This is a genomic window from Streptomyces sp. BK208, assembly GCF_004364245.1.
Taxonomy (GTDB): Bacteria; Actinomycetota; Actinomycetes; order Streptomycetales; family Streptomycetaceae; genus Streptomyces.
Genome location: NZ_SOAV01000014.1, coordinates 138616 through 155891, shown reverse-complemented (window position 1 = coordinate 155891; position 17276 = coordinate 138616). Strand labels below are relative to the sequence as shown.

Below are 17276 nucleotides of genomic sequence, written 5' to 3'. Positions count from 1 at the left end.
TCAACAATATGTTGAAGACCATGCCAAGGGGTTGACGTCACAGGGGACCCCCCTTCCGGTGTCGAAAAGCAGTAGGTCATAATTGCTTGTGAATGTGAACGCGTTCACAAGCGTGTCCCGGTTGCGCCCACGATGGGTGTGACAAACACGCTCAAAGCGCCGCTGACCACGGCGATGTGGCGAGGGTAAGGAGAGTGACGACGTGGACCTGGCTCTGGCGCCGGAGACGCTGGCGCGATGGCAGTTCGGCATCACGACCGTCTACCACTTCCTGTTCGTCCCGTTGACGATTTCGCTGGCCGCCCTCACGGCCGGACTGCAGACCGCCTGGGTCCGCACGGAGAAGGAGAAGTACCTCAAGGCGACCAAGTTCTGGGGCAAGCTCTTCCTGATCAACATCGCGATGGGTGTCGTCACCGGCATCGTGCAGGAGTTCCAGTTCGGCATGAACTGGTCGGACTACTCCCGCTTCGTCGGTGACGTCTTCGGCGCTCCGCTCGCCTTCGAGGCGCTGATCGCCTTCTTCTTCGAGTCCACCTTCATCGGTCTGTGGATCTTCGGCTGGGACAAGCTGCCCAAGAAGATCCACCTGGCCTGCATATGGATGGTCTCGATCGGCACCCTGCTGTCCGCGTACTTCATCCTCGCGGCCAACTCCTGGATGCAGCACCCCGTCGGCTACCGGATCAACGAGGACAAGGGCCGCGCCGAACTCACCGACTTCTGGCAGGTCCTCACCCAGAACACCACGCTCAACCAGGTCTTCCACAGCTTCTCGGCGGCCTTCCTCACGGGCGGCGCCTTCATGGTCGGCATCGCCGCCTTCCACCTGATGCGCAAGCGGCACATCACGGTGATGCGGACCTCGCTCCGGCTCGGCCTGGTGACCCTGGCGGTCGGCGGACTGCTCACCGCGGTCAGCGGAGACACCCTCGGCAAGGTCATGTACGAGCAGCAGCCGATGAAGATGGCCGCCGCCGAGGCCCTGTGGGACGGCGAGCAGCCGGCGCCGTTCTCCGTCTTCGCCTACGGGGACGTGGACAAGGGGCACAACACGGTCGCCCTGGAGATCCCCGGCCTGCTGTCCTTCCTCGCGCACAGCGACTTCGAGTCCTACGTGCCCGGTATCCACGACACCAACAAGGCGCTCCAGGAGAAGTTCGGGCCCGGCGACTACAAGCCCATCGTCCCCGTCGCCTACTGGGGCTTCCGCTGGATGATCGGCTTCGGCATGGCGTCCTTCTCGCTGGGTCTGCTGGGCCTGTGGCTGACACGGAAGAGGTTCCTGCTGCCACCGGCGCTGCGCACCGGGGAGGACGAGGTCCCGCGTCTGGTGCTGCTGAAGAAGCCGCTCGGGTCGAGGCTCTCCCGGATGTACTGGCTGCTGGCGGTGTGGACGATGGCGTTCCCGCTGATCGCCAACTCGTGGGGCTGGATCTTCACGGAGATGGGCCGCCAGCCCTGGGTGGTCTACGGCGTGATGCAGACCCGAGACGCGGTCTCCCCCGGTGTCTCCACCGCCGAGGTCGTCATCTCGATGTCCGTCTTCACCCTGCTGTACGCCGTCCTGGCCGTCATCGAGGTCCGGCTCCTCGCGAAGTACGTGAAGGCGGGACCGCCCGAGCTGACCGAGGCCGACCTCAATCCGCCCACGAAGGTCGGCGGCGATCGCAGTGACGCCGACAAGCCGATGGCCTTCTCGTACTAGGCCGAGGGAGCTGCACAGTCATGGAACTGCACGACGTCTGGTTCGTCCTGATCGCCGTCCTGTGGACCGGCTACTTCTTCCTGGAGGGCTTCGACTTCGGGGTCGGTGTGCTCACCAAGCTGCTCGCCCGCGACCGCGCCGAGAAGCGGGTGCTGATCAACACCATCGGCCCCGTGTGGGACGGCAACGAGGTCTGGCTGCTCACGGCCGGTGGCGCCACCTTCGCCGCCTTCCCCGAGTGGTACGCCACCCTCTTCTCCGGGTTCTACCTGCCCCTGCTGGTCATCCTGGTCTGCCTGATCGTCCGGGGGGTCGCCTTCGAGTACCGCGTGAAGCGGCCCGAGGAGAGGTGGCAGCGCAACTGGGAGACAGCGATCTTCTGGACCTCGCTGATCCCCGCGTTCCTGTGGGGCGTCGTCTTCGGCAACATCGTCCACGGGGTGAAGATCGACCGGGACCTGGAGTACGTCGGTTCGCTCTGGGACCTGCTCAACCCGTACGCCCTCCTCGGCGGCCTGGTGACGCTGACGCTGTTCACCTTCCACGGCACGGTGTTCACCGCGCTCAAGACCGTCGGCGAGATCCGTGAGCGCGCCCGGACCCTGGCGCTGCGGGTCGGCCTGGTCACGGCCGTGCTGGCCCTGGCCTTCCTGATCTGGACGCAGGCGGACAGCGGAGACGCCAAGAGCCTGGTCGCCCTCGTGGTGGCCGTCGCCGCTCTGGTCGCCGCGCTGACGGCGAACCAGGCCGGGCGAGAGGGCTGGGCGTTCGCGCTGTCCGGCGTCACCATCGTGGCCGCGGTGGCGATGCTCTTCCTGACGCTCTTCCCGAACGTCATGCCCTCCACGCTGAACGCGGACTGGAGCCTCACCGTCACCAACGCCTCGTCCAGTGCCTACACGCTGAAGATCATGACCTGGCTGGCCGTGATCGCCACGCCGGTCGTCCTGCTCTACCAGGGCTGGACGTACTGGGTGTTCCGCAAGCGCATCGGCACCCAGCACCTCGCCGACGTCGCGCACTGAGTCCGTCGGGGTGCGTTTCACGTGAAACGCACCTCTGGGGCAGGGAGGCCTGTTTCACGTGAAACCCATCGACCCACGTCTTCTGAGGTACGCGCGCGCCACCCGCTTGTTCCTGGCGGCGGTCGTCGCCCTGGGCGCCGTCGGGGCCGGTCTGCTCGTCGCGCAGGCGATGCTGATCGCCGAGGTGGTAGTGGGCGCCTTCCAGCACGGCACGCCGGTCACCGGTCTGCGTACTCCGCTGCTGCTGCTGGTAGCCGTGGCCTGCGGGCGGGCCCTGGTCGGCTGGCTCACCGAACTGGCAGCGCACCGGGCGAGCGCGGCGGTGAAGTCGGAGCTGCGGGGCCGGCTGCTGGACCGTGCCGGTGCGCTCGGACCCGGCTGGCTGAGCGGTCAGCGCACCGGCTCGCTGGTCGCTCTGGCCACCCGGGGGGTCGACGCCCTCGACGACTACTTCTCGCGCTATCTGCCACAGCTGGGCCTCGCGGTGGTCGTGCCCGTGGCGGTGCTGGCCCGCATCGTCACCGAGGACTGGGTCTCGGCGGTCATCATCGTCGGCACCCTGCCGCTCATCCCGATCTTCATGATGCTGATCGGCTGGGCCACCCAGTCCCGGATGGACCGCCAGTGGCGGCTGCTGTCGCGCCTGTCCGGACACTTCCTCGACGTGGTCGCCGGCCTGCCCACACTGAAGGTCTTCGGCCGGGCCAGGGCGCAGGCCGAGTCGATCAGACGCATCACCGGCGAGTACCGCCAGGCGACCATGCGGACGCTGCGGATCGCCTTCCTGTCGTCCTTCGCGCTGGAACTGCTGGCCACGCTGTCCGTGGCGCTCGTCGCCGTCACCATCGGGATGCGCCTGGTCCACGGTGACATGGCCCTGTACGACGGCCTGGTCGTGCTGGTCCTCGCGCCCGAGGCCTATCTGCCGTTGCGACAGGTGGGGGCGCAGTACCACGCGGCGGCCGAGGGACTGGCCGCCGCCGAGGACATCTTCTCGGTGCTGGAACGCCCCGTACCGCCGTCGGGGACCGGCCCGGTTCCGGCGGACGGTGCCCTGACCTTCGAGGACGTGACGGTCCGCTACCCCGGACGCGGCACGGACGCCGTCACGGGCGTGAACCTCACGGTTCAACCCGGGGAGACGGTCGCGCTCGTCGGCCCCAGCGGAGCGGGCAAGTCGACGCTTCTCCACGCCCTCCTCGGCTTCGTCTCTCCCACCCGGGGACACCTCCGGGTCGGGGGAGCCGACCTCGCCACCCTCGACGTGGCCGAGTGGCACGCTCGCGTCTCCTGGGTGCCGCAGCGCCCCCACCTGTACGCCGGCACCATCGCCGAGAACGTACGGCTGGCCCGGCCCGACGCGGACGACGTCGCGGTACGGCGGGCACTGCGGGACGCGGGGGCGCTGGAGTTCGTGGACGCGCTGCCCGAGGGCACGGCGACCGTCCTCGGGGAGGACGGGGCCGGGCTGTCCGCCGGACAGCGGCAGCGGCTCGCGCTGGCCCGGGCGTTTCTCGCGGACCGGCCGGTGCTGCTGCTCGACGAGCCGACGGCGGCCCTGGACGGGGCCACCGAGGCCGAGGTCGTGGACGCCGTACGCAGACTGTCGGCGGGGCGGACGGTCCTGCTGGTCGTCCACCGCCCGGCGCTGCTGGAGGTGGCCGACCGGGTGGTACGGCTGGACGAGCCGGCAGCGGCCGCCGCTCTTGACGGCACCCGTCGGCTGCCGGGCCCGCCGGAAGGAAGCCCTCGTCCCTCGGTCCCGGCCTCGTTCGAGGTCCCGGAGCCTGCCGGGCCTGCCGCGGACGCCCGTCACGGTGTCCTCGCCAGGGTCCGTGCCCTGTCCGGCGCCCGGCGCGGGCGGCTAGGTCTGGCACTGCTGCTCGGCAGCCTGGCGCTCGGCAGCGCCGTGGGCCTGATGGCGACCTCCGGGTACCTCATCTCGCGGGCTTCGGAGCAGCCCCCGGTGCTGTACCTGATGGTGCCGGTGACGGCCACGCGCGCCTTCGGCATCGGGCGGGCCGTGTTCCGCTACGCGGAGCGGCTCGTGTCGCACGACGCCGTGCTGCGGATGCTGGCGGACACGCGGGTCGCCGTGTACCGGAGGCTGGAGCGGCTGGCGCCCGCGGGCCTGCGGCACAGCCGTCGGGGCGACCTGCTGTCCCGGCTCGTCTCCGACGTCGACGCCCTGCAGGACTACTGGCTGCGCTGGCTGCTGCCCGCCGGCAGCGCGCTGGTCGTCTCCGCCGCGTCGGTGGGGTTCACGGCCTGGCTGCTGCCGGAGGCGGGCCTGGTCCTCGCGGTCGGCCTGCTCGCGGCCGGTGCCGGCGTCCCACTGGTCACGGCGAGCGTGGCTCGCCGCGCCGAGCGCAGGCTCGCCCCCGCCCGGGGCGTGCTCGCCACCCGGGTGACGGACCTGCTGACCGGCACCGCCGAGCTGACCGTCGCCGGCGCCCTGGCCGGGCGGACCACCGAGGCGCGGAGGGCCGACGCCACCCTCACGCGGATCGCCTCGCGCGCCGCCACCGCCACGGCACTGGGTGACGGACTCACCGCGCTCGTCTCCGGTCTGACCGTCGCGGGCGCCGCCCTCGTCGGGGTCCAGGCCGCCGCCGACGGCCGGCTCGCCGGAGTCGCCGTGGCCGTCGTCGTACTCACCCCGCTGGCCGCTTTCGAGGCCGTGCTCGGGATGCCGCTCGCCGTGCGGTACCGGCAGCGTGTGCGCAGGAGCGCCGAGCGCGTGCACGAGGTGCTCGACGCCCCGGAGCCGGTGCGGGAGCCGGAGGTGCCGCGGCCGGCGCCCGCCTCGCCGTTCCCGGTGGTCCTCAAGGGGCTGGCCGCGCGCCACGCCGGGCAGGACCGGGACGCGCTGACGGCGGTCGGCCTGACGCTGACGGAAGGGCGCCGTGTCGCCGTGGTCGGGCCGTCCGGGTCCGGCAAGACGACCCTGGCCCACGTCCTGCTGCGCTTCCTCGACGCGGACGCGGGCTCCTTCACGCTCGCCGGTGTCGACGCCTACGCCCTGGCAGGCGACGACGTACGGCGGCTGGTCGGGCTGTGCGCCCAGGACGCACACCTCTTCGACAGCTCGGTCCGCGAGAACCTGCTGCTGGCCAGGAAGGACGCCACCGAGGAGGAGCTGCGGGACGCGCTGTCGCGAGCCCGGCTGCTGGAGTGGGCCGAGACCCTGCCCGACGGTCTGGACACGCTGGTCGGTGAGCACGGGGCCCGGCTGTCCGGTGGCCAGCGTCAGCGGCTCGCCCTGGCCCGGGCACTGCTCGCCGACTTCCCCGTGCTCGTGCTCGACGAGCCCGCCGAGCACCTCGACCTGCCGACCGCCGACGCGCTCACCGCTGATCTGCTGGCCGCCACCGAGGGCCGTACCACCCTGCTGATCACGCACCGGCTCGCGGGGCTGCGGGCCGTGGACGAGGTCATCGTCCTGGACCGGGGCCGGGTCGTGCAGCGCGGCCCGTACGCGGAGCTGGCCGCGGTGCCGGGGCCACTGCGGGAGATGGCCGGACGGGAGGCGGCGGCGGAACTGCTGGTGTCGGCGCGGTGACCGGCCGGCCGGTAGTTTCGCCAAGTTTCCAGGAATCCGACTTTCCTGAACAAAACAGTCTCATTAGGCTCGGGGCATGTCCCCAGCACCACCTCCCCGCTTCCCACCGTCCCCTCGGGAAGCCTCGGCCGAACTACTGGCGCGGGTGCCGAAGCTGCTGGACGCGATGCGGTCCGTCGGCAGCGGGCTGGAGCTGCACTCCACGCTGCACCGGATCTGCGAGACGGCCGCCGACCTGGCACAGGCCCGGTACGCGGCCCTCGGCGTCGTCGACGAGGACGGCTACGGCCTCGCCGACTTCGTGCACCACGGCCTCGACGAGGCGACCGTCCGGCGCGTCGGCCGCCTCCCCGACGGTCGCAAGGGCCTGCTCGGCGCGCTCGTCAGCCACCCCGAGCCGGTCCGGCTGACCGACCTGGCCCAGGACCCGCGCGCGTGCGGCTTCCCCGAGCACCATCCCCCGATGCGCAGCTTCCTGGGAGTACCCATCCGTGTGCAGGGCGAGATCTTCGGCAACCTCTACCTGACCGACAAGCACGGGGGTGAGCCCTTCGGTGACCACGACCTCGCGATGGTCCGGGTTCTGGCCACCGAGGCCGGCATCGCCATCGGCAACGCGCGGCTGCACGAGGCCGCCCAGCAGCGGGAGCGCTGGATCGACGGATCGGTCGCCGTCACCACCGCCCTGCTGGCCGGCGGCGACACCGACGACGCCCTGCAGATCGTCGCCGAGCAGGCCCGCCGCCTGTCCGGAGCGGCCGCGGGGATCGTGCTGCTGCCGGCCGACGGGGGCGGCCTGGAGATCGTGGCCGTCGACGCGCCGCACCCCACGAACATCCTCGGAGCGGTCATCCCGCCGGAGAACGGCATCGTGGCGGAACTCCTCACCGGGCGGCCCGTGTTCGTGGACGATGCCGCCACCGACCCACGCCTGGCGGCCGGGCCGGCACGTTCCTACGGGCCGGTCATGCTGTTGCCGCTGAGCAGGGACGGGAACATCCTCGGGGGTCTCGTCATGCCCCGTGCGCGGGGGGAGCGCCCGTTCACCAGGACGGAGCGGGCGCTGGGCGACCGGTTCGCCTCGCAGGCGGCACTGGCGCTCACGATGGCCGAGGCTCAGCGCGACCGGGAACGGCTCGCCGTGTACGAGGACCGGGACCGGATCGCCCGGGACCTGCACGATCTCGTCATCCAGCGGCTGTTCGCCACCGGGATGATGCTGGAGGACGCCCAGCGCAGAACGGTCGTGCCCGAAGTGCGCGACGGGGTCGGCGGGGCCGTCGACGAGCTCGACGTCACCATTCAGGAGATCCGCTCCGCGATCTTCGCGCTCCAGCAGCCTGCCGACGCGCCGGCGGGGCTGCGCACCCGAGTCCTGCGCGAGATCGGGATGGCCGCGGTTCCGCTGGGCTTCACGCCCGCGCACCGCTTCGTCGGCCCGGTGGACACCGCCGTCGGCGACGTGACGGGCAAGAACCTCATCGCCGCGCTGCGCGAGACCCTGTCCAACGCCTTCCGGCACGCTCACGCCGACCGGATCGAGGTGGTCGTGGACGCGACGGCGACCCTGCCGGACGGCCGGCCGGGCGTGCGTCTGACCGTCGCGGACGACGGGATCGGCATCCCCGAGGGCGGACGGCGCAGCGGCCTGCACAACCTGGAGCGCCGCGCCGAGACCGTGGGCGGCGCCAGCCGGATCGGACCGGGCATCGGGGCGGGTGGCGCCGGTACGACGGTGCTGTGGGAAGCACCGTACTGAGCGCCGCCGCAGAGTGCTGACCCGTGTGCAGCAGCGGCATTGAGCCGAGTGCAGCAACGGGTCCCCCACATGCACGACCCGAACGAGACTGCGGCCCCTGCGGCGGTCCACGATCGCTGACATGCGCTCATCCCGTCGGCTCCCGTTGCTCGTTGCGGTGCTGCTGTGCGCACTCTCGCTGCTCGCGGCCCGACCCGTCGACGGCATGGACGGGGACGGCGGGTCCGGGGCCGCACTCGGCCCGCAGGTGACGCGACTGTACGAGGAAGCGGCGACGGCCACCCGGCAGTACGAGGAGGGCCGGCGGGCCGCCGAGGCGCAACGGGTGCGAGCTCAGGACTACGAGCGACTGCTCGACGGACAGCGGCAGAAGATCGACGCCATGCACGAGGACCTGGGCCGCATCGCCCGCGCCCAGTACCGCGACGGCGGTGGGCTCCCGCTCACCGCCCGCATGCTGCTCGCCGACGATCCCGACGGGCTGATGCGCGGTCAGCGGGCGGTCGCGCGAGCGAACCTGGCCGTCGACCGGGCCATCGGCCGGAACCTGCGGGCCGAGGCCCGGCTCGCCGCCGACGAGGCCAAGGCACAGGCGGCCTGGCAGGTGCTCGAGAAACGCGACACCGACCTGGTGGAGCTGAAGAAGAAGATCGAGGACAGGCTGGAGGCCGCGCGGTCACGACTGGAGGGCCAGGCCGACTCCTCGGTCGCGGCCGGGGCGTGCCCCGGTGCGGTCCGCCTCGACCAGCAGGACGCCGGCGTCGGAGCGTCCTGGGTGGCCCCGGTCGAGACCTACGAGCTGTCGGCGTCCTTCGGCAGCGGCGGATCGAGATGGGCGAACCGGCACACCGGCCAGGACTTCGCGGTGCCGGTCGGGACACCGGTCCGCTCGGTCGGCACGGGCCGGGTCCTGAAGGTGACCTGTGGCGGGGCCTTCGGCATCCAGCTCGTCGTCCAGCACGCGGACGGCTACTACACGCAGTACGCCCATCTCGCCGCCGTGGCCGTCGACCAGGGCGACCGGGTCGAGGCCGGGCAGTGGATCGGTCAGTCCGGCAGTACCGGCAACTCCACCGGCCCCCACCTGCACTTCGAGGTACGGGTCACCCCGGAGACGGGCTCGGCGGTGGATCCGGTGCCGTGGCTGTCACAGCGCGGGGTGCCGCTGCGGTGACGGCACCGGGCGTCCTGCGGGGCGGACGTCAGTGCAGGTCGGCCAGCATCCGCTCGATCACGACCGCCACGCCGTCGTCGTTGTTGGCGACCGTCCGCCCCGAGGCCGCGGCGATCACGTCCGGGTGCGCGTTGCCCATCGCGTAGGAACGTCCCGCCCAGGTGAGCATCTCCACGTCGTTCGGCATGTCACCGAAGGCGACGACCTCCTCGTGGGAGATGCCGCGCTCGGCGCAGCACAGAGCGAGTGTGCTGGCCTTGGAGACCTCCGGGCCGCTGATCTCCAGCAGGGCGCTGGGGCTGGAACGGGTGACGTTGGCGCGGTCGCCGATGGCGAGGCGGGCCAGCGTGAGGAAGCCGTCGGGGTCCAGCTCCGGGTGGAAGGCCAGGATCTTGAGGACGGGCTCGGCGGCGGCGCGACCGCCCGGCGCCAGGATCTCCTCGGCGGGCACGAGGCCGTCGGGCACCTCCATGTGGAGCTTCGGGTACGCCGGCTCCTGATGGAACCCGTACGTCTGCTCGACCGCGTACACCGTGCCGGGAGCCGCCTCGCGCAGCAGCCGTACGGCGTCCAGCGCGTTCTCCTGCGGCAGCTCGCGGACCTTGACGAAGCGGTGCTTGCCGGGGCCGCCGTGCAGGTCCACGACGGCGGCGCCGTTGCCGCAGATGGCGAGCCCGTGACCGTGGACGTGGGCGCTGACGACGTCCATCCAGCGGGCGGGGCGGCCGGTGACGAAGAAGACCTCGATGCCGGCCTCCTCCGCGGCGGCCAGCGCGGTGACCGTGCGCGGGGAGACCGACTTGTCGTCCCGCAGCAGGGTGCCGTCGAGGTCGGTGGCGATGAGCCGCGGGCGAGTGGCGGCGGCCGGGGGCTCGGGCTGTCGGGTCGCTGAGGTCACCCGGTCATTGTCACGCATGTGCGTGCACGCCCGTGCGCCGGTGCGCACATATGTGAGCTACGGCTCCCATGCCTGGACCTCGCTTCCCCGCTGTCAGTCCTTCAACTGCGCCGGTGCCTCCATCGCGATCCGCTCGAAGACCTTCTCGTCCGCGGCGAAGTCCGAGTCGGCGATCGGCCAGTGGACGACGAGCTCGGTGAAGCCCAGGTCCCGGTGGCGTCCGGCGAAGTCCACGAACGCGTCCACGGACTCCAGTGGACGGCTGCGCTCCGGGGTGAAGCCGGTGAGCAGGACCCGGTCCAGCTCACCCGCATCGCGGCCGATGGCGGCACAGGCGTCGGCCAGCCGGTCGCTCTGCTGCCGCAGCGCCCGGTCCGACTGCTCGGCGGTGCCGCTCTCGAACAGCTTCGGGTCGCCGGTGGTCACCCACGCCTGCCCGTGCCGCGCGGCGAGCGTCAGTCCCCGCGGGCCGGTCGCCGCCACCGCGAAGGGCAGCCGGGGCCGCTGTACGCAGCCCGGGATGTTGCGCGCCTCGTGCGCCGAGTAGAAGTCGCCCTCGTACGACACGGCGTCCTCGGTCAGCAACCGGTCGAGCAACGGCAGGAATTCTCCGAGCCGGTCCGCCCGCTCACGCGGCGTCCACGGCTCCTGACCCAGCGCCGTGGCGTCGAAGCCGGTGCCGCCCGCTCCTATGCCGAGCGTGATCCGGCCGCCGGAAATGTCGTCGAGGGAGATCAGCTCCTTGGCGAGTGTCACCGGATGCCGGAAGTTCGGCGAGGTGACCAGGGTGCCCAGACGCAACCGCTCGGTGACGGCCGCGGCGGCGGTGAGGGTCGGCACGGCACCGAACCAGGGGCCGTCCCGGAAGCTCCGCCAGGAGAGGTGATCGTAGGTGTACGCCGTGTGGAAGCCGAGCTGCTCGGCCCGTGTCCAGGTCGAACGGCCGCCTTCGTGCCAGCGGCGGTACGGGAGGATCACGGTGCTCAGGTGCAGACTCATACCTCCGAGCCTATGCGGCCGATCGCTGTTTCACGTGAAACAGCGATCGGCGTCACTGCACGCGGCTGCTCAGCCACGGGCTGAGGAAGATCATCGGGACGTACTCCCGGTGGGTGCGGTCTCCGGGCAGGGGCACGATCAGGTGGTACCCGGGCGGGAAACGACGCCCCTTGACGAAGGCGCGGCCACCGAAGACGGAGCGGAGGAACGCGGGCACCTCGTCGCGCGGGATGTCGGGGCACTCCACGTTCTCCACGGTGATCAGGGCATCGTCCTCGGGAAAGAGCCGGACGGTCACCCGGGGGACGCCGCCGAACTCGACGAAGGCCTCGTGCGGAAGGGAGCCGTCGGAGTCGGTCGTCACCCCCACGCCCGCGGCGCTGCGGCGGGAGGTCCGGTCGGCGCCGATGTCGTCGGTGACCTCGATCTCCAGCGCGTACTCCTCGGCGATGGCGCGGAGGGCGGTGACGGCGGACTGGGTGGTGGGAAGGTGCTCCATGCCTTCGATCATGCTGGGTCAGCGCGCGGCGGGAAAGCGCAGGTAGCGGGCCGGTACGTGCTTCGTCAGCCAGACACCGTTGGCGCTGACGTGGAAGATGTGGCCGTCGCGGTGCATGGCGGCGGCGTCCACCGAGAGCACGACCGGCCGGCCGCGGCGGGCTCCGACCCGGGTCGCGGTGTCGCGGTCCGGCGAGAGGTGCACGTCGTGCCGGTTCATCGGCCGCAGGCCCTCGGCACGAATGGCCTCCAGATGCCGGGAGACGGTCCCGTGGTAGAGGTACGGCGGCGGGGTCACCGGGGGGAGACCGAGATCCACACCGACGCTGTGGCCCTGGCTGGCGCGGACACGGCTGCCCTCGACGGCGAAGCGCCGCTTGTCGTTGGTGGCGACGACGTGGTCGAGCTCCGCACGGGTGAAACGGAAGCCGTGCGCGGCCGCCGCGGAGATCAGTGTGTCGATCTCGACCCAGCCGCCCGCGTCGAGCGTGAGCCCGATCCTTTCCGGCTGGTGGCGCAGGTGCTTCGACAGATACTTGGACACCTTCACTGTGCGTCTGTCGTCGTGTGCGCCTTCGTCTCTGTCGTCTGTACGTTCCTGGTGCATGGCGCCAGCCTGCCCGGTGAGATGCGCGTCACGCGATCGATTTACCCACCGCAGGTTTGATCCACAGCCAAGTCGGGTTATCCACAGGCTGGTTGGGGTCTTCTGTGGACACTACAGAGGTGGTTGGACCCGAGCGAGGCGCCTCAGCACCCGAGGGGCGAAGCGGGACATGAAGTGAGCGCCTCGCGCCTCCGGCGTCACCGGGACCACCGCCTTGTTGTGCACGACCGCCTCCAGCACGGCGCCGGCCACCTTCTCCGGCGGGTAGTTGCGCATCGCGTAGAGGCGGGCGGTGCGCTGCTGTCGCCGCTTCTCCTCCTCCGTGTCGACACCGGCGAAGTGCGCCGTGGACGTGATGCCGGTGTTGACGAGGCCGGGGCAGATCGCCGTGACGCCGATCCCCTGATCAGCCAGTTCGGCGCGCAGGCACTCGCTCAGCATCAGCACGGCCGCCTTCGAGGTGCCGTAGGCGGGCAGCGCCCGGGAGGGCTGGAAGGCCGCCGCGGACGCGGTGTTGACGATGTGACCGCCCTGCCCGCGCTCGGCCATCTGCCGGCCGAACAGACGGCAGCCGTGGATCACGCCCCACAGGTTGACGTCGAGAACCTTCTTCCAGTCCTCCGGCGTGGTGTCGAAGAAGGAACCCGACAGTCCGATCCCGGCGTTGTTCACGAGCACGTCCACCACGCCGTACTCGGCGGCGACCTTCACCGCCAGCTTCTCCATGGCCTGCCCGTCGGACACGTCGACGGTCTCCGCCCAGGCGGCCGGCGCACCGATCAGCCGCGACAGCTCCGCGGTGCGGGCAGCGGACTCGGGGTCCCGGTCGACGGCCACGACGCGCGCACCGGCCTCGGCGAACGCCAGCGCCGTCGCCCGCCCGATGCCGTTTCCCGCACCGGTGACCAGGACCAGCTGTCCGCCGAAGCGGTCGGCGTGCTTCCCGTTCGCCGCCGGCTCGGTCCGCCCGTCCTCGACGGCGGTGACGAACTCCGTGATCCAGTCCGCCAGCCGGTCGGGCCGGGTGCGCGGCACCCAGTGCTTCGCGGGCAGGGTGCGCCGGGTGAGCCGAGGCGCCCACAGCTCCAACTCGTCGTAGAGCCGCTCCGACAGGAACGCGTCACCCAGCGGAGTGATCAGCTGCACGGGAGCGTGCGCGTAGGCGTCCTCGCGCGGCCTGCGCAGCCGCGGCCGGACGTTGTCCCGGTACAGCCACGCCCCGTGGGCCGCGTCCGACGGCAGGGACGCGGTCGGATAGTCGCCGCCGGGCACCTTCTCGACGCGCTCCAGGATGCCCGGCCAGCGCTTGCCGAGCGGGCCGCGCCAGGCCAGTTCGGGGAGCACGGGGGTGTGCAGCAGATAGACGTACCAGGACTTGGCACCCTGGCCGAGCAGCTGCCCGATGCGGCGCGGGGTGGGCCGCCTGAGGCGTTTGTTGATCCAGTGTCCGAAGTGGTCGAGGGACGGGCCGGACATCGAGGTGAAGGAGGCGATACGGCCCTCGGTACGCCTGACGGTGACGAACTCCCAGGACTGCACGGAGCCCCAGTCGTGTCCCACCAGGTGCACCGGACGGTCCGGACTGACCGCGTCGGCCACGGCCAGGAAGTCGTCCGTCAGCTTCGCCAGGGTGAACCCGCCCCGCAGCGGCCTCGGCGCGGTGGAGCGGCCGTGGCCGCGGACGTCGTAGAGGACCACGTGGAAGCGGCCGGCCAGGCGGGCGGCTACCTCGGACCAGACCTCCTTGCTGTCCGGGTAGCCGTGCACCAGGACGACCGTGGGCTGCCGCGGATCGCCCAGTTCCGTCACGCACAGCTCGACCCCGCCCGTGCTCACCCAGCGCTCGCGCGCACCGTCCAGCACCGTCATTCCTCCTCCGCCCAGCGCCGCACGTGCGGCAGATCGTCGTGCAGTCGGAAGGTGTCCTCGTCCAAGCGGTACGGCGCCCTGGACGGGGACCGGCCTTCACGCGGGACCGGTCCGCGGGGCGCCGCCGGGTCGGCCCTCGCCGTCGCCTTGCCGCCCCCGTTCCCCCGTCTGGGCGCGGCCCGCGCCGCCCGTGCTACCGGCCCGTAACGTGACGACGCCGAATCTCCCAGTTGTTAGACCAGTCGTCAATAGGGTGGGTGCGCGGCCTCGGGACAGCCGCGCCGTGGCTCTCAGGTACGGCAACCCCTACGGGCCCGTACTACTGGAGTCTGACGCGAAGACGGCTCTGCGGTCTGACGACCGCGGTGGCGCCCGTCACTACTGTCGTGGATGTGACTGTGATCGCGACCGAAAGCCTGAGCAAGCGGTTCCCCCGGGTGACCGCGCTCGACCGGCTCTCCGTGGATGTCGGACCCGGTGTGACCGGACTCGTCGGTGCCAACGGCGCCGGCAAGTCCACTCTGATCAAGATCCTGCTGGGTCTGTCTCCCGCCACCGAGGGCCGGGCCGAAGTGCTCGGACTCGATGTCGCCACCAAGGGCGCCGACATCCGTGAGCGGGTCGGCTACATGCCGGAGCACGACTGCCTGCCACCCGACGTCTCGGCCACCGAGTTCGTCGTCCACATGGCGCGCATGTCCGGCCTCCCGCCCACCGCCGCCCGCGAGCGCACCGCCGACACCCTGCGCCACGTCGGACTGTACGAGGAGCGCTACCGCCCGATAGGCGGTTACTCGACGGGCATGAAGCAGCGCGTCAAGCTCGCGCAGGCACTCGTCCACGACCCTCAGCTGGTCTTCCTCGACGAGCCGACCAACGGCCTCGACCCGGTCGGCCGTGACGAGATGCTCGGCCTGATCCGTCGCATCCACACCGACTTCGGCATCTCCGTCCTGGTCACCTCGCACCTGCTGGGCGAGCTGGAACGCACCTGCGACCACGTCGTCGTCGTGGACGGCGGCAAGCTGCTGCGCTCCAGCTCCACCACGGACTTCACCCAGACCACCACGACCCTCGCGATCGAGGTCACGGACACCGACGAGCACCCCGACGGCACCCGCGCGGTGCGCGACGCGCTGGACGCGCGCGGGGTGAGCGTCCAGGACGGCAGCGGCCTGCCCGGCGCCGGGCGCGTCCTGCTGCTCACCTCGGCGGGCGAGGAGACCTACGACCTGGTCCGCGACGTCATAACCGACCTCGGACTCGGCCTGGTCCGCATGGAGCAGCGCCGGCACCACATCTCGGAGGTCTTCACCGACAGCGACGCAGCAAGGAAGGAGGCGGTCGGCCATGGCAGCTGAGCAGCCCACAGCCACGGTCCCGGGCGACCAGACCCGCATCCACAACATCGGGTACCGCACCTACGACGGCCCCCGCCTCGGCCGTGCCTACGCCCGCCGCTCGCTGTACTCGCAGTCCCTGCGCGGTGCCTACGGTCTCGGCCGCTCGGCCAAGTCCAAGGTGCTGCCGATGCTGCTGTTCGTGGTGATGTGCCTGCCGGCGGCCATCATGGTCGCCGTCGCCGTCGCCACCAAGGCCGACGACCTGCCCGTGGAGTACACGCGCTACGCGATCGTCCTGCAGGCCGTCATCAGCCTCTACGTCGCTGCCCAGGCCCCGCAGTCCGTCTCGCGCGACCTGCGCTTCAAGACCGTGCCGCTGTACTTCTCCCGGCCGATCGAGACCTCCGACTACGTCCGCGCCAAGTACGCCTCGCTGGCCTCGGCCCTCTTCATCCTCACCGCCGCGCCCCTGCTGGTGCTCTACGTGGGCGCGCTGCTCGCCAAACTCGACTTCGCGGACCAGACCAAGGGGTTCGCGCAGGGACTGGTCTCCGTGGCACTGCTCTCCCTGCTCTTCGCCGGCCTCGGCCTGGTCGTCGCCTCGGTCACCCCGCGACGCGGCTTCGGCATCGCCGCCGTCATCGCCGTCCTGACCATCACCTACGGCGCGGTCTCCACCCTCCAGGCCATCGCGGACGTCCAGGGCAGCTCCGGGGCCGTCGCCTGGATAGGCCTGTTCTCGCCGATCACCCTCATCGACGGAGTGCAGTCCGCCTTCCTGGGCGCCACCTCGGCCTCCCCGGGCGGGATCGGCCCGAGCAACGGCGAGGGCGCGGTCTACGTCCTCGTCACCCTGGGCCTGATCGCCGGCGCGTACGGGCTGCTGATGCGCCGCTACAAGAAGGTGGGACTGTGACCACGCTGAACATCGACCACGTCTCCCGCTGGTTCGGCAACGTGGTCGCCGTCAACGACATCACCATGACGATCGGCCCCGGCGTCACCGGCCTGCTCGGCCCGAACGGCGCGGGGAAGTCGACCCTCATCAACATGATGGGCGGCTTCCTCGCCCCCTCCACCGGCAGCGTCACCCTCGACGGCCAGCCGGTCTGGCGCAACGAGAACATCTACCAACACATCGGCGTCGTCCCCGAGCGTGAGGCGATGTACGACTTCCTCACCGGCCGCGAGTTCGTCCTCGCCAACGCCGAGCTGCACGGCCTGGGCGCCAGGGCGGCCGACGAGGCGCTCGCCACCGTGGAGATGGCCTACGCCCAGGACCGGAAGATCGCCACGTACTCCAAGGGCATGCGCCAGCGCGTGAAGATGGCCTCCGCCCTGGTGCACCAGCCCTCACTGCTCCTGCTCGACGAGCCGTTCAACGGCATGGATCCGCGCCAGCGCATGCAGTTGATGGACCTGCTGCGGCGCATGGGCGACGAGGGCCGCACGGTGCTGTTCTCCTCGCACATCCTCGAGGAGGTCGAACAGCTCGCCTGGCACATCGAGGTCATCGTCGCCGGACGCCACGCGGCCAGCGGCGACTTCCGCAAGATCCGTCGCCTGATGACCGACCGGCCGCACCGCTACCTGGTGCGCTCCAGCGACGACCGGGCCCTGGCGGCGGCGCTGATCGCCGACCCGTCGACGTCCGGCATCGAGGTCGACCTGGCCGAGGGCGCGTTGCGCATCCAGGCCGTGGACTTCGGCCGCTTCACGGCGCTGTTGCCGAAGGTCGCCCGCGACCAGGGCATCCGGCTGCTCACGGTCTCGCCGTCCGACGAGTCCCTCGAGTCCGTCTTCTCGTATCTCGTCGCGGCGTAGGAGGCCCAAG

13 protein-coding genes are annotated in these 17276 nt (G+C 71.2%); 8 read left to right on the top strand and 5 right to left on the bottom strand.

From position 1 onward, the window contains the following. Nucleotides 1-202: 202 nt before the first annotated feature. The 5 genes from EV562_RS29850 (at nucleotide 203) to EV562_RS29830 (ending at nucleotide 9228) form a co-directional block, all read left to right on the top strand. Nucleotides 203-1708, top strand: coding sequence for a cytochrome ubiquinol oxidase subunit I (locus EV562_RS29850; RefSeq protein ID WP_133889966.1), 1506 nt, complete (start codon nucleotides 203-205; stop codon nucleotides 1706-1708). Nucleotides 1709-1728: 20 nt separating this feature from the next. Continuing rightward, on the top strand, nucleotides 1729-2733 hold the full coding sequence (gene cydB / locus EV562_RS29845; RefSeq protein ID WP_133889965.1) for a cytochrome d ubiquinol oxidase subunit II: 1005 nt from the start codon (nucleotides 1729-1731) through the stop codon (nucleotides 2731-2733). 58 nt (nucleotides 2734-2791) lie between these two features. Beyond that, entirely contained in the window at nucleotides 2792-6295 is a 3504-nt protein-coding gene (gene cydD / locus EV562_RS29840) for a thiol reductant ABC exporter subunit CydD (RefSeq protein ID WP_133889964.1), read from the top strand. Nucleotides 6296-6371: 76 nt separating this feature from the next. Next, entirely contained in the window at nucleotides 6372-8054 is a 1683-nt protein-coding gene (locus EV562_RS29835; RefSeq protein WP_133889963.1) for a GAF domain-containing protein, read from the top strand. Between the two features lie 121 nt (nucleotides 8055-8175). Further along, the gene (locus EV562_RS29830) at nucleotides 8176-9228 is read left to right on the top strand and encodes a M23 family metallopeptidase (RefSeq protein ID WP_133889962.1); all 1053 of its coding nucleotides are present in this window, start codon (nucleotides 8176-8178) and stop codon (nucleotides 9226-9228) included. A 28-nt stretch (nucleotides 9229-9256) separates the two neighbouring features. Here the strand turns inward: EV562_RS29830 and EV562_RS29825 are convergent, their stop codons facing one another. The 5 genes from EV562_RS29825 to EV562_RS29805 all read right to left on the bottom strand — a co-directional run bounded on the left by EV562_RS29825 (nucleotide 9257) and on the right by EV562_RS29805 (nucleotide 14099). Next, nucleotides 9257-10144: an HAD family hydrolase gene (locus EV562_RS29825; protein ID WP_166662063.1), complete on the bottom strand. Its 888-nt coding sequence runs from the start codon at nucleotides 10142-10144 to the stop codon at nucleotides 9257-9259. A gap of 75 nt (nucleotides 10145-10219) precedes the next feature. Then, the gene (locus tag EV562_RS29820; RefSeq protein WP_133889960.1) at nucleotides 10220-11125 is read right to left on the bottom strand and encodes an LLM class flavin-dependent oxidoreductase; all 906 of its coding nucleotides are present in this window, start codon (nucleotides 11123-11125) and stop codon (nucleotides 10220-10222) included. A 52-nt stretch (nucleotides 11126-11177) separates the two neighbouring features. Continuing rightward, nucleotides 11178-11636 carry a hypothetical protein gene (locus EV562_RS29815; protein WP_133889959.1) on the bottom strand — a complete coding sequence of 153 codons (459 nt, stop codon included), beginning with the start codon at nucleotides 11634-11636 and terminating at the stop codon, nucleotides 11178-11180. 6 nt (nucleotides 11637-11642) lie between these two features. Next, nucleotides 11643-12230, bottom strand: a complete 588-nt coding sequence (locus EV562_RS29810; RefSeq protein ID WP_133889958.1) for an RNA 2'-phosphotransferase — start codon at nucleotides 12228-12230, stop codon at nucleotides 11643-11645. Between the two features lie 111 nt (nucleotides 12231-12341). Continuing rightward, nucleotides 12342-14099 (bottom strand): SDR family oxidoreductase, encoded by a 1758-nt coding sequence (locus EV562_RS29805; protein ID WP_133889957.1) that lies wholly within the window; start codon nucleotides 14097-14099, stop codon nucleotides 12342-12344. A 398-nt stretch (nucleotides 14100-14497) separates the two neighbouring features. Here EV562_RS29805 and EV562_RS29800 point away from each other — a divergent pair, with 398 nt between their 5' ends. Genes EV562_RS29800 through EV562_RS29790 form a run of 3 tightly spaced genes read left to right on the top strand, consistent with a single transcriptional unit; the run spans nucleotide 14498 to nucleotide 17266 of the window. Next, entirely contained in the window at nucleotides 14498-15460 is a 963-nt protein-coding gene (locus EV562_RS29800; protein ID WP_133889956.1) for an ABC transporter ATP-binding protein, read from the top strand. Further along, complete coding sequence (locus EV562_RS29795; protein WP_133889955.1) at nucleotides 15450-16358, top strand: ABC transporter permease; 909 nt, start codon at nucleotides 15450-15452, stop codon at nucleotides 16356-16358. Before EV562_RS29800 ends, EV562_RS29795 begins: the two co-directional genes overlap by 11 nt. Next, nucleotides 16355-17266 carry an ABC transporter ATP-binding protein gene (locus tag EV562_RS29790; protein ID WP_133889954.1) on the top strand — a complete coding sequence of 304 codons (912 nt, stop codon included), beginning with the start codon at nucleotides 16355-16357 and terminating at the stop codon, nucleotides 17264-17266. The genes EV562_RS29795 and EV562_RS29790 overlap by 4 nt, the downstream gene beginning before the upstream one ends. Nucleotides 17267-17276 lie beyond the last annotated feature (10 nt).

Bases quoted from the DNA above. Each gene is read 5' to 3' on its own strand.
- cydB (WP_133889965.1), top strand. From the start codon at position 1,729: ATGGAACTGCACGACGTCTGGTTCGTCCTGATCGCCGTCCTGTGGACC.
- EV562_RS29835 (WP_133889963.1), top strand. From the start codon at position 6,372: ATGTCCCCAGCACCACCTCCCCGCTTCCCACCGTCCCCTCGGGAAGCC.
- EV562_RS29830 (WP_133889962.1), top strand. From the start codon at position 8,176: ATGCGCTCATCCCGTCGGCTCCCGTTGCTCGTTGCGGTGCTGCTGTGC.
- EV562_RS29825 (WP_166662063.1), bottom strand. From the start codon at position 10,144: ATGCGTGACAATGACCGGGTGACCTCAGCGACCCGACAGCCCGAGCCC.
- EV562_RS29820 (WP_133889960.1), bottom strand. From the start codon at position 11,125: ATGAGTCTGCACCTGAGCACCGTGATCCTCCCGTACCGCCGCTGGCAC.
- EV562_RS29815 (WP_133889959.1), bottom strand. From the start codon at position 11,636: ATGATCGAAGGCATGGAGCACCTTCCCACCACCCAGTCCGCCGTCACC.
- EV562_RS29810 (WP_133889958.1), bottom strand. From the start codon at position 12,230: ATGCACCAGGAACGTACAGACGACAGAGACGAAGGCGCACACGACGAC.
- EV562_RS29805 (WP_133889957.1), bottom strand. From the start codon at position 14,099: ATGACGGTGCTGGACGGTGCGCGCGAGCGCTGGGTGAGCACGGGCGGG.
- EV562_RS29795 (WP_133889955.1), top strand. From the start codon at position 15,450: ATGGCAGCTGAGCAGCCCACAGCCACGGTCCCGGGCGACCAGACCCGC.